Source organism: Burkholderia sp. AU17457 (genome assembly GCF_002223255.1).
GTDB classification, from domain to species: Bacteria; Pseudomonadota; Gammaproteobacteria; order Burkholderiales; family Burkholderiaceae; genus Burkholderia; species Burkholderia sola.
Genome location: NZ_NKFB01000005.1, coordinates 1,644,487 through 1,656,790 on the forward strand (window position 1 = coordinate 1,644,487; position 12,304 = coordinate 1,656,790).

Here is a 12,304-nt window from a genome sequence, read left to right on the forward strand (position 1 = left end):
CCGGCGGCGAGCGACGCGCCGATGCCGGCCGCGCGCCACCGCCCTTTCGCCGGCTTGCCCGTACTCCCGCTTTCCTCATGACCGATTCCGACCTGCAATCCGACGACACCTCCATCCACGAAGACGGCCTCTGGCGCGACAACGGCTGGACCGCCCGCATCATCAAGAACGAAGACGACGACGGCTGGGCCGTCGAGATGGTCAAGGACGGCGAGTCCGAGCCCGCGCTCGTCGGGCCGTGGACCATGGGTCGCGACAAGAAGAACCCGAAGCCGATGGACGCGAACGCGTTCCGCACGCTCGTGAAAACCGCGACCGAAGTGCTGATGCGGCACGAGCAGCAGCGGCGCGCGCTGCTGCACAAGGAAGTGACGGTGCAGGACGAAGCCGGGCAGGATGTGTCGGTGACGCTCGACATCGTGCCGGACGAGTTCGAGCCGTATGCGCAGCTCAAGGCGTTCGATCCGTATGGCGAGCTGCTGGCCGAAGCGAAGGTGTCGGCCGGGTTCAAGCTCAACAAGGCCAGTGCCGAACGCTGGGTCGCATCGGGCTTCGACCGGCCGGCATAGGGCCTGTTCACGCTAGTAACGGGGCCCTAAGCGAACGGGCCCCAGGCAAGCACGCACGGCGCGCCGAAGCGCGCGATCAGGCGCTGGCGCCCCGCTCCGCGCGGGCGAGCCGGCGGGCGGCCAGCTTGCGCCGCACGAGCGCCTCGAACTGCGGCGTCGCGGCCTCGGGATCGCGTGCGGCCAGGCCCAGCAGGTTGCGCGCGAGCTGGATCGGCGTCAGCACGATGCCCCACGGCAGCCCCCACCAGCCGAGCGTGGCCGACGCGAGCAGCGCGACCGCCTGCTTTCTGCGGCCGCAACGGCGGCAGCACACGTGGCGCCGCGTCGCCCAGCGCGTGACGAACACGAGCGACACGACGCGATGCGACGCGTGGACGTCGACCGGCTGCCCTTCGCGCAGGCAGATCGGACAGGGCCCGTAGCGCCAGTCGTCGACGTACTGCCGCACCTTCGCGTCGGGCACCCGTTCGGCCTCGACGACGACCGGATGCGCCCGTGCGCATGCCGGGCTGCAATAGCGGCGGCCGTCGATCGACTGCCCGCCGACCAGGAACGTCCTGCCGCACTGACTGCACTCTGCCACGATGACCTCGGATGAACGTGATGCGCCGCGTGCCGGTTGCGCGCCCATCGATGCGCGCGCCGGCCGGGGCCATTTGATGTTTTAACGGCTGCCGCCGCGAGGTCTTGAGCGCTCGCGCGCCGCGGCGTGTCAGCCATGCAGCCCGTGCGTGTTCATCAGACGGTACAGCGTCGCGCGCGAGACGCCGAGCTCCGCCGCGGCGTCCGCATGCTGGTGGCGGTGACGCAGCAGCGTTTCCTCGATCGCGTTCCGCTCGGCCTGCCGGCGCGCCTGCGCGAGCGACGGCGGCCGCAACGACGTGTACGGGCGCAGCTCGAGATCGGCGGCCGAGATCAGCGGGCCGTTCGTCATCACGACCGCGAAGCGGATCCGGTTGATCAGCTCGCGCACGTTGCCGGGCCACGGATAGTTGTGGATCGCCGCGATCGCGCACGGCGTGAAGCCGCGAATCCGGTACGAGCCGTCGCCGCGATAGCGCCGCAGCACGTCATCGGCGAGCAGCATGATGTCGCGGCCGCGCATGCGCAGCGGCGGCTCGTCGATACGCAGCACGCACAGGCGGTAGTACAGGTCGGCGCGGAATCGCCCGGCCTGCATCGCGGCCTCGAGATCGACGTGGGTCGCCGACACGATCCGCACGTCCACCGGAATCGACGCGTACCCGCCGAGCCGCTCGATCTTGCCCTCCTGCAGGAACCGCAGCAGGCTCGCCTGGCTCTCGAACGGCATGTCGCCGATTTCGTCGAGAAACAGCGTGCCGCCGTGCGCGGCCTCGATGCGGCCGATCGTGCGCTGGTGCGCGCCGGTAAACGCGCCGCGCTCGTGCCCGAACAATTCGGATTGCAGCAGCGTCGTCGGGATGGCCGCGCAGTTCACGGCGACGAACGGAGCGTCGGCACGCTGCGACTGCCGGTGGATCGCCGCCGCCGTCAGCTCCTTGCCGGTGCCGGATTCGCCGGCGATGAACACGCTCGCCTCGGTGTTCGCGACCTTGCGGATCGTCGCGAACAGCCGGCGCATCGCGTCGCACGCGCCGATCATCGCGCCGCCCGGCGGCGGTGCTTCCGCGGCCGGATCGCCGTCCGCGAGCGTCAGCATCCCGTATGCATGGCCGACGAGATAACCGATCGTCGTATAGGCCGCCGCATTGCGCACATAGTCGAAGCAGCAGCGGCGGATCAGGCGCGCGATCGTGATGTCGCGCAGCCGCTCGCCGTCGGCGAGCGCGACCCAGCCGACGCGCGGGTCGCGCAGCAGCGCCTCGAACGACGCGACGTCCGGCGCCGCGAAACCGGCGAAATCGACGATGCCCGCGTGCGGACGGTTCGCCTTGACGAGATTCAGCGCGTCCGCCACGGTTCTGGCGCGCCTCACGTCCCAGCCGCGCGACGCGAGCACATCGACGAGCGCGGCATCGTGTTGCCGCGACAGGTAGACGAGCGGCCGCGACGGCCCGACGGGGGGGTGACGGACCGCGACGAACGGCAGCGCGCTCACCCGCCGTTCGACATCCTGCGGGCCTGACATGCCGAACTGACAGCACTGGTTCACGATCGCCTCGCCGCATAAGGTTGTGTATCGGAGCAGCCGTTTCCCGATCGCGCGTCGCGGGCTCGCAGTCCCGCGGCGCGACGCCGCTCCGTCCTCGAATCGATGCGTCATCGGCAGAACACGACGCGCTGCGTGTAGATCTGCGGCTCGACGACGGGTTGCGCCTGGCCGTTGAGATCGTCGCGGTAGGCGCGGTAGGTCTTGCCGTTCACCGTCACGTCCGACGCGCGGGCCGTCTCGATCCTGTCGAGCCCGGTGTGCCGCCATTCGTTCACCCGGTCCGCCGCCGTGACGCTCGACTCGCCCGCGATCTTCTGCGTGATCGCGCTGCCGTCGCTCCACGGTTGCGTCTGCATGTCCCCAGTGTGCTGCATCGCGCCGACCGTCCTGCCGATCGGCTTCGGCCCGCTCTGCGCGTCGAACGGCGCACCGCGGCCGTACACCGGCGATTGCCACGACGGCGCGTGGCCCGCCTCCGGCATCATGTAGACCATCTGCGGGTCGCCGATCATCATCATCGGCGCGCATGCCGTGTTGTCGGGACGGCCGAGCGTCGATAGCGCCTGCTGCACGCTCGCGGCGTTCGCGAGGGTCTGCTCGTTCAGGATGACGAAGACCGCGGGATTCTGGAAAACCGACTGCGCAGCGGCTTGCACGCTGGCCAGCAGCAAAGCGACCCAAAAGATCCTCATGATTGAGGCCCTCCCTGCATCCTCGTCACGCAAAAAGAGGTGTTGACCTCGGGGATCGGAACAACACCCGTCAAACCGGAAAGACGGTCGGGCATCGGGCCGAACGCCTGCCGCGCGACCGGCGCGCCGGTCGTACGGCAGACCGGCCCGCACGCTCACGACGAGGTACTCGTCGAGATGACGGTCGGCGCCGGCGCGACCGGTGCAGCCGGTGCGGCCTGCCGGTCGACCGTGGCCGGCGGCAATGCTTGCAGCGGATCGGTCAATGCACGCATGCCGGCCGCATGTGCAGCCGCTGTGCCAGCCGCTTCGACCGCGTCCGGCACGGTCGCGTCGGCTGCCTGCATGTCGGCGGACGCCGCGGCGATCGCAGGCCGCGCGGCCTCCGGTGCACGCGCTTCGGTGATTGCCTGCGGCGCGGGCGCTGCAGCCTTCGTGTCGGCTGCCGGCGCCGCGGCGACGGCTGCCGCCGGCATCGGTTCGGCCACCGGCTCGCCTGCGGCCTGCGCAGCGTCGGTCGCGGCCGGCATCGGCTTCGATGCGTTGCCGGCGACGGTCGGGGCAGGCTCGGGCGCTTTGTCGGCAACGGCCGGCGCAGGTTCGGCGGCCTGGTCAGCAACGATCGGCGCAGGCTCCGGGGCCCTGTCGGCAGCGGCAGGCACAGGCTCGGGCACCTTGTCGGCGATCGGCTGCGCGGGCTCCGGCGCCTTCGTATCGGCCACCGGCGCGGCAGGTGCTGGCGATGCGTTGTCGGCCACAGCCGGCGCGGCGATGACGGCCACAGCCGGCACGGCTGCCATCGCGGCCGCCGGAACGACCGACGCCGCGGGCGCGGCGGCGGCCGCAACAGGCGCGACGGGTGCGGCTGCCGCAGGGACCGCAGCGGCAGCCGTCGGCGCTGCGACAGCCGGCGCGACTGCAGCCACGGCCGGCGCCGCGACGCCCGGAGCGGCGGCGACAGGCGCCATCGCCGGAACCGGCACGGGCACGGAAACCGGCGCAGCGCGCATCGAAGCCGTCTCGATCGGACGCGTCGGTGCGGGCGCCGGCGCGGCCGAGCCAAGCGGCGGCAGGCCCATCCGGTTGCGCACGATCGGATCGCGATACTTGATGTCGTCCGCGACGGTCGCTTCGACGCTGGGCGCCACGTTCGAACGCGCGAGCGGCGCGCTCGTGCCCGGGCACAGGTGTCCGGTCGCTTCCACCGCGCGCCGGTTCGCGTCGCTCTGGCACAGCAGCGCGAGCGCCACGTCGGTCAGGCCCATCGCACGGAATTCACGCGCATCGAGACGCCGCACGCAGGCCTGGTCGACCAGCGTCGTACCGCCCGTCGCGCCGAACCCCGGGAACGACACGCCGACGCTCACCGAGCCCATGCAGGTATCGGACAACGTGGTCGTGAGGCCGGGCGCCTGGATCGACGGGTTCGTCTTGATCGTCTGCGTGCCCGAGTAATTGACGTTTTCCGAGATCTGGGTGTTGTAAGGGTTGGTGCCGGGCGCCCCGGACGACTGGAGCGAGTTCACGCTCTGCGGCGTCACGTTGCCGCCGGCCGTGCCGGACGGCATCGTCACGTTGACGTTCACGCTCGAATTGCCGCTGCCGCGCACGCCGCTGGAACTGGTGGCATTGCCGCCGCGCGAACTCGTGGTGTTCGTATTCATGCTCGACCCACCGCCCTGGCTGATCGCGGTCGACGACGTCGACGATTGCGCGCTCGACGTCGAATCGGCGGTTTGCGCATGGGCACCGATCGTGGTCATCGCGAACATCGCCGCACATGCCACCTTGATCCTGTTGCTGTTCATTTCACTCTCCGGACGAGGTTTGACCTCCCACCCAGGCAACCGTACTAATTCCCCTGAATGCCTTCAGTTTTCGCTGCTTCCCCGAACTGCTTCCAGCCGCTGCCCAGCTGGGACCACGAGCCGGCCGACATGCCCTGCCATTGCTGGGTGTCCGGTCCGCCGATGGCACTGCCCGACGAAAGCGTGTGTTGCTCTGACGGTTTGGTTGTCTGGTCGGGGTTGTTTGACGTCTGCATAGTCGATTGCACACCATCGGGAGCACGGTCGGCGCCATACGCCGTCAGAGACGCGAGCATCAGAGCGGCGGCAATCAGGTTCTGCTTCATGCCAACTCCTTACGTGACAACAATGCGGAAAAGAGACCAGCGTCGCTGCGAAACTGGTCCCCCCCACCCCTGACTAACGACTGCTCCCGGTCGCGCTCGAGTCGCCCTGGCTTCCGCCCGATGCGGACGGCGAACCGGCCGGACCGGTACTCCACACGGTCGATGTGTTGTAGTGATTCGAGCCCGCGATCGCGCCCGACCCGCCGCCGCCCGTCCACCCCACGGCCCCCGCGTTGGCCATCCCGTGGTCGTTCGCGCCCGTGGCCGTGTAGTGGTTCGCGCCAAGTACGATCGTGGCGGTCACCCCTCCCGAAAGCGCATTCGCGTTCTCGTTCGTGCTGCCGTTTCCGGCGAACGAACCCGCGGCGCCGATCCCGCCGCCTGCCGCGAACGCGCCCCCGTTCGTGCCCGAACCGCTGGCCGTCGAAGTCGAGTTGTGATACGCGGACGCCGTGCCGGCAGAGCCGGCGGGTGTCACGGTACTGCCTGCATTCGCGCCGGCCGTCGAAGTCGAATTGCTGGTATAGCTGCCGGAGCCGACCAGCACCGAACCGGAAACACCCGCCGCAACGGATTGCGTCTGGTTGGTCGTGGACGATCCGGCCGCCAACGCAGCGGACGAAATGACGGCGAGCGCTGTCGCTAAAATGACTTTGGCTTTCATAGCAATTCCTTGCCGTGAGGAAGTTCGAACGGTGGCGGAGCCGGGCCTGCCCGCACGGGGCAAGGCCCGGCATCCGACCCGCCAGCCAATGACGAACGCTACGCGTCGCGGCTTAGTGGTGATACGTCCAGCCGGTCGATCCCGCGTTCGCGCCGCTGCTGCCGCCCGCTTGTGAGCCGCCGAAGCCGAAGCCGCCGACCGTCGACGTTTGCGTGTGGCTCGTATACGAGATCGAGCCGCTGCCGGGGCCGCCGGCCAATGCGCCGGCTGCGCCGAGCGCCGAGCCGGAATCGGTCGCGGAGAAGTGACCGAACCCGGTGACCCCGGCCATCGTCTGGCCGCCGCTCGACGAGTTGCTGCTCGACACCGTGCCGCTGCCGGCAAACGCTGCACCCGAAACCGCCAGAACTGCTGCTGCAATCAGAAGCTTCTTCATGGTGGACTCCTAACGGCGTGGAGAGAATGAGCACGGAAGATCGCACGCCATCGACCTTCCAGCCGCGAGCAATCCTCAAAAATAAGGATTACTATAAAATTCACAAATCATTGTTCTATCGCGAATCGGCTTTTTATTTTTTGCCAGACGAAGTCTAGTTTTATGTTTTTAAATTGTCCAAAATTCAAGCGTAGGTGTTTTCTATTATTTTTACGACCATTGCTGACGGTCTAAAAAACACCCTAGATTCAATTAACCGAAATGACGCACACATCTTTCCGGCTCGCGATTTTCAATACCACGTCGAAAACGAATGCCGGCACTGGCACCCGTTTCCGGAATTGAAAATTGGCGAATGTATTGACTACCGCAAAATGCAGCGCCCGCTCGACACGTGCCCTTCATTCGGGCGATAACGGGCCGGCATTGCAGCCAGACGACATGTCTGCTCCCTGAGCTGACGAAGCAAGGCCTTCCGGATAACCCGGGCGACGCGCGTTCGATCTAGTCCGGCCGGCGCAGGGACTGGCCCGGCGCGATCGAAACGGCGCTGCACGGTTGAAGAGGAATCGGCGCCACGCTGTCCGGCACGAACAGCAGGCCCCATCCGGGAATGCCGAATGAAGTGGAGCACCGCTGTCGGCCGGTTGCCGCGCGAAGCGACGACCGCGCCCGCATGCGGCGCGCGCGGAGGACGGGAAATCGGCAAGGCGCTACCGACGACGCTGGCACTGCGTCGCAAGCGCTACCCCGATCGTTCCGACTACCCCTTTGGTGCGCAACCCACGCGCAGGTCATGCCACTGCTTATAGTGTTCATCGCCATTTCCCCGACAGGCTCGTGACGAACGGGTCGCCCCCACATCGTTGTTGCATCGTGTCGACCGCTCGCCGGTACGTCCCATATCGCAAACCCCATGCCATGCGATATTCCACCGAGCATTGCATCCGGCGTGCGGCCGTCAGGCCTGATCATTTCTCCGGAAACGGCGTTTTTTTGTTTCATGAATGTATCGCGATAACGGGGCGCGCCCTAAAGCGATCATTGAAGATCGTGACGCAATACCGCGATTTGATGGAAGAATCCGGCTTGCCGGGCGTTGACGGACACCCGTGCGAACGGGTGTTTCAATCTTGAGAGGCGAATCTCGACTCCCCGCTCGGGGTTCGCGCGTTTCCGCTGACAAACCGCGTGTCGCGGCATGCCAGCAGCCGTCCATTACCCCGACGAACGAGGGCCGGTCGCTCGATGCGCCCCACCGAACGGCCGCCGATACGGCCGAAACACGGGTTCACCCTGAAATGCAAAAGGAATTTGATTCATCCGTGAAAATACCCGCACGATCACGCGGCGAAAAATCGTGCCATCCGGTATGTTTCGGGCGCAATAACCGAACAAATGAAAACGTCCGATTCCGACACAGACGGGCACCTTCATTTTTTTCATTCCCATTCGATTCACCTTTCGCGCACGAAGCGACGGCGGTCGATTCATCGAATAGACACCCTCAGTCAGTTACCCGCTTGATTCTCATCACTGAAACATTTCGATTCAAAACAGCTTTCACGTCTTCAATCTCGTGAAAGCTTGACTCATCGCGCGTTTCGTCGCATCGAACCGTATCGATCCAGCCATCTCCGTGGGTACTTCCCTGCCCCCCGAGACTCACGCGTGAGACACAAACGTTCGATATCGATGAAGGCCTGCGTCGGATGAGCGGCGATTTCAGTCGCGAACCGTGGCGCGACCCGGCACTGCGCAAGACCGGAGCCCGCCACGCGTCGCGGCCGACATCCTCGAGCGCAACGCGCCGCCGTCGCGAAATGACGATCGATGGCCGCCCGTCAGCCGAGCAGCTCCTTCTTCCGCAGATGCACGACGTCGCGCATCGGCGGCGCGCCGAACAGCCGGCTGTATTCGCGGCTGAACTGCGACGCGCTTTCGTAGCCGACGACGGCCGCCACCGACCCGACGTCGCCGCCCTGTCGCAGCAACAGCCGCCGCGCCTCGTGCAGCCGCAGTTGCTTCTGGTACTGCAGCGGGCTCAGCGTCGTCACGTGCTTGAAATGATGGTGCAGCGACGACACGCTCATGTTGACCGCCTGCGCGAGCGATTCGACGCGCATCGGCTCCGCGAAATGATCGCGGATCCATTCGATCGCGCGCGCGATCCGGTGCGTCTGGCTGCCCGCGATCGCCATGTGCCGCAGCCGCGTGCCCTGCCCGCTCGTCATCAGCCGATACAGCACCTCCTTTTCGATCAGCGGCGCGACGACCGCGATGTCGGCCGGCGTATCGAGCAGCCGCAGCAGCCGCAGCGCCGCGTCGAGCAGCGGCGGCGTCAGTTCCGCGAGCGCGATCCCCTCGCCTTCCGGGCCCGCGTCGGGCTCGGGCAGCCGCATCTCGGCCGCCAGCTCGACGATGCGCTGCGGATCGAGCGTCAGCGACAGGCACAGGTACGGCTCGTCCGCCGACGCACGCGTCACGCGCGAGAGGATCGGCAAGTCGATCGACGTAATCAGGCAATTGTGGGTGTCGTATTCGTAAGCCTGGCCGGCCACGATCACGCGCTTCGCGCCCTGCGCGGCGATGACCAGCGCGGCGCGCGATACGCCGCAGCCGAGATCGACCGGCCGCGTGTGCCGATGCAGCATCAGGCCCGGCACGGCCGTCGAATGCGAGCCGTCCGCCGGCGCGAAACGGCCGATCAGCGACGCCAGTTCGCGTCGCCCGGATTCGCGCGACGCCACGATATCGGTCATGTCCATGACGCATCCTCGAATAATTTCCCGTGTCGCGCGAGCATAGCGAAACGGCCTGCGGCGTGCCGGGGATTTGCAGGATTGTTCAATAAATTTGCAGGATTGGGTAGACGCAAAAACCGGCTGCTCGCGCACACTCCCGGCTAACCTGTCCGTAAGGCGGGTTTTCCCCACGGAGACACACAACATGCCTACCTCGTTTGTCCTGAACGGCAAGAACGTCACGCTCGACGCCGATCCGTCGATGCCCGTCCTCTGGGCGATTCGCGAACACGCGGGACTGACCGGCACGAAGTTCGGCTGCGGCATGGCGCAGTGCGGCGCGTGCACGATCCATCTCGAAGGCCAGGCCGTGCGCTCGTGCGTGCTGCCGCTCGCCGCCATCGCGGGCAAGCACGTCACGACGATCGAAGGCGTGCAAAGCAAGCCCGCGAAGGCCGTGCAGGCCGCATGGGTCAAGCTGCAGGTGCCGCAATGCGGCTACTGCCAGTCCGGCCAGATCATGTCAGCCACCGCGTTGCTCGAACAGAACCCGAAGCCGACCGACGCGGACATCGACGCCGCGATGAACGGCAACCTCTGCCGCTGTGCGACCTACGCCCGCATCCGGGCCGCGATCCACGATGCGGCCGCGACGCTGGGAGCCTGACCATGACGATCGAACTCGACCACACCGATGCGGTGCGCCCGTCGCGCCGCACGTTCCTGAAAGCCGCGGGCGCCGCTGCCGCCGTCAGCCTGACCATCGGCTTCGACTGGGCCGGCCTCGGCCGCCGCGCGCTCGCCGCGACCGCACCGGCCGGCGATTTCGCGCCGAACGCATTCCTGCGCATCACGCCCGACGGCGCCGTCACGGTGATCGCGAAGCACGTCGAAATGGGCCAGGGTGCATATACGGGCATCGCGACGATCGTCGCCGAGGAGCTCGATGCCGACTGGTCGAGCGTGCGCGTCGAAAGCGCGCCGGCCGATGCGAAGCGCTACGCGAACCTCGCGTTCGGCACGATGCAGGGCACGGGCGGCAGCTCGGCCATGGCGAACTCGTGGCAGCAACTGCGCGAAGCGGGCGGCAAGGCGCGCGCGATGCTCGTGTCGGCCGCGGCGGCCCGCTGGAAGGTGCCGGCCGCCGAGTTGACCACCGCCAACGGCGTCGTCACGCACGCGAAGAGCGGCAAGACGGCCGCGTATGGCACGCTCGTCGCCGATGCGTCGAAGCTGCCGGTGCCGGACAAGGTCACGCTGAAGCAGCCGGCCGATTTCAAGCTGATCGGGCACAGGATTCCGCGCGTCGACGCATCGTCGAAATCGAACGGCACCGCGCATTTCACGCTCGACACGACGTTCCCCGGCATGCGCGTCGCGCTGCTGCAGCGGCCGCCGCGCTTCGGCGCGACGGTGAAATCGTTCGACGCGACGGCCGCGAAGGCCGTGCCGGGCGTCGTCTCGGTCGTGCAGGTGCCGGGCGGCGTCGCGGTCGTCGCGACGGGCTTCTGGGCCGCGAAACAGGGCCGCGACGCGCTGAAGATCGACTGGGACGAAACGAAGGCGGAGAAGCGCAGCTCGGATGCGCTGATGCGCGAATACCGGCAACTCGCCGAGAAGCCGGGCGCGTCCGCGCGCAAGGACGGCGATGCCGATGCGGCGATCGCCGGCGCGGCGCGCAAGATCAGCGCGACGTACGAATTCCCGTATCTCGCGCATGCGCCGATGGAGCCGCTCGACGCGGTCGTCAAGCTGACGCCGAACAGCTGCGAGATCTGGGCCGGCGACCAGTTCCAGACCGTCGACCAAGGCAACGCGGCCAGGACGGCCGGACTGAAGCCGGAGCAGGTGCGGATCCATACGCTGTATGCGGGCGGCAGCTTCGGCCGGCGCGCGAACGCATGGTCGGATTACGTGGTCGAGGCCGTGTCGATCGCGAAGGCGCTCGGCGCAGACGGCAAGCCGGTCAAGCTGCAGTGGACCCGCGAGGACGACATCCAGGGCGGCTTCTACCGGCCGATGTACTTCCACAAGCTCGACGCGGGCCTGACCGCGGACGGCCGGCTGGTGGGCTGGCGTCATCGGATCGTCGGCCAGTCGATCCTCGCCGGCACGCCGTTCGAGGCATTCATGGTCAAGAACGGAATCGACGCGACGTCGGTCGAGGGCGCGGCGAACCTGCCGTACGCGGTGCCGAACGTGTCGGTCGAACTCACCACCACCCAGGTCGGTCTGCCGGTGCTGTGGTGGCGCGTGGTCGGCAGCTCTCACACGGCCTATGCGGTCGAGGCGTTCATCGACGAAGCCGCGCATGCGGCCGGCAAGGACCCGTACGCGTTCCGCCGCGACCTGCTCGCGAAGGAGCCGCGCATGCGCGCGGTGCTGGAGCTGGCCGCGCAAAAGGCCGGCTGGGATCCGGCCAAGCCGCTGCCGAAGGGCCGCGGGCGCGGGATCGCGGTGGCCGAGGCGTTCAAGAGCTATGTCGCGCAGGTGGCCGAGGTGTCGGTCGATGCGGACGGCAAGGTGAAGGTCGAGCGCGTGGTGTGCGCGGTCGACTGCGGGATCGCGATCAATCCCGACATCGTCGCCGCACAGATGGAGGGCGGCATCGGTTTCGGGCTCGGCGCGGCGATGCACAGCGCGATCACGCTGAAGGACGGCCAGGTCGAGCAACGCAACTTCGACGGCTATCACGTGCTGCGGATGGCCGAGATGCCGAAGGTCGAGGTGCATATCGTGCCGTCGGCCGAGGCGCCGACCGGGGTCGGCGAGCCGGGCGTCGCGCCGATCGGGCCGGCCGTGGCGAACGCGATCTTCGCGGCGACGGGCAAGCGGCATTACGTGCTGCCGTTCGATTCGGCGGAGAACGCGAAGGCGTGATGTGTCGGGACGCCGGCTGCGGCGCGAGGTATGCGCCGTGGCCGGTGTTTT

At 67.5% G+C, this 12,304-nt stretch carries 11 protein-coding genes; 3 read left to right on the plus strand and 8 right to left on the minus strand.

Annotated features, from left to right (window positions below):
- The first annotated feature begins 77 nt into the window (after positions 1 to 77).
- Complete coding sequence (locus tag CFB49_RS24685) at positions 78 to 569, plus strand: hypothetical protein (protein ID WP_069619372.1); 492 nt, start codon at positions 78 to 80, stop codon at positions 567 to 569.
- A 76-nt stretch (positions 570 to 645) separates the two neighbouring features.
- Here the strand turns inward: CFB49_RS24685 and CFB49_RS24690 are convergent, their stop codons facing one another.
- The 8 genes from CFB49_RS24690 to CFB49_RS24730 all read right to left on the minus strand — a co-directional run bounded on the left by CFB49_RS24690 (position 646) and on the right by CFB49_RS24730 (position 9,397).
- Positions 646 to 1,152: a hypothetical protein gene (locus tag CFB49_RS24690; RefSeq protein ID WP_089437125.1), complete on the minus strand. Its 507-nt coding sequence runs from the start codon at positions 1,150 to 1,152 to the stop codon at positions 646 to 648.
- A gap of 129 nt (positions 1,153 to 1,281) precedes the next feature.
- Positions 1,282 to 2,679, minus strand: a complete 1,398-nt coding sequence (locus tag CFB49_RS24695) for a sigma-54 dependent transcriptional regulator (protein WP_089492571.1) — start codon at positions 2,677 to 2,679, stop codon at positions 1,282 to 1,284.
- A 131-nt stretch (positions 2,680 to 2,810) separates the two neighbouring features.
- Positions 2,811 to 3,395, minus strand: a complete 585-nt coding sequence (locus CFB49_RS24700) for a hypothetical protein (protein ID WP_069619373.1) — start codon at positions 3,393 to 3,395, stop codon at positions 2,811 to 2,813.
- Positions 3,396 to 3,550: 155 nt separating this feature from the next.
- Entirely contained in the window at positions 3,551 to 5,203 is a 1,653-nt protein-coding gene (locus CFB49_RS24705) for a chemotaxis protein CheA (RefSeq protein ID WP_089436812.1), read from the minus strand.
- Between the two features lie 44 nt (positions 5,204 to 5,247).
- The gene (locus CFB49_RS24710) at positions 5,248 to 5,529 is read right to left on the minus strand and encodes a hypothetical protein (RefSeq protein WP_069619375.1); all 282 of its coding nucleotides are present in this window, start codon (positions 5,527 to 5,529) and stop codon (positions 5,248 to 5,250) included.
- Positions 5,530 to 5,602: 73 nt separating this feature from the next.
- Positions 5,603 to 6,193 carry a hypothetical protein gene (locus tag CFB49_RS24715; protein WP_069619376.1) on the minus strand — a complete coding sequence of 197 codons (591 nt, stop codon included), beginning with the start codon at positions 6,191 to 6,193 and terminating at the stop codon, positions 5,603 to 5,605.
- Between the two features lie 112 nt (positions 6,194 to 6,305).
- A complete protein-coding gene (locus tag CFB49_RS24720) occupies positions 6,306 to 6,629 on the minus strand; it encodes a hypothetical protein (protein WP_069619377.1) in 324 nt (107 codons plus the stop codon).
- A 1,844-nt stretch (positions 6,630 to 8,473) separates the two neighbouring features.
- Positions 8,474 to 9,397: an AraC family transcriptional regulator gene (locus CFB49_RS24730; protein WP_069619378.1), complete on the minus strand. Its 924-nt coding sequence runs from the start codon at positions 9,395 to 9,397 to the stop codon at positions 8,474 to 8,476.
- Positions 9,398 to 9,578: 181 nt separating this feature from the next.
- Between CFB49_RS24730 and CFB49_RS24735 the strand changes: the two genes are divergently transcribed.
- Both CFB49_RS24735 and CFB49_RS24740 read left to right on the plus strand, forming a co-directional pair.
- Entirely contained in the window at positions 9,579 to 10,040 is a 462-nt protein-coding gene (locus CFB49_RS24735; RefSeq protein ID WP_069619379.1) for a (2Fe-2S)-binding protein, read from the plus strand.
- 2 nt (positions 10,041 to 10,042) lie between these two features.
- Entirely contained in the window at positions 10,043 to 12,253 is a 2,211-nt protein-coding gene (locus tag CFB49_RS24740; RefSeq protein ID WP_089492572.1) for a xanthine dehydrogenase family protein molybdopterin-binding subunit, read from the plus strand.
- Positions 12,254 to 12,304: the final 51 nt, after the last annotated feature.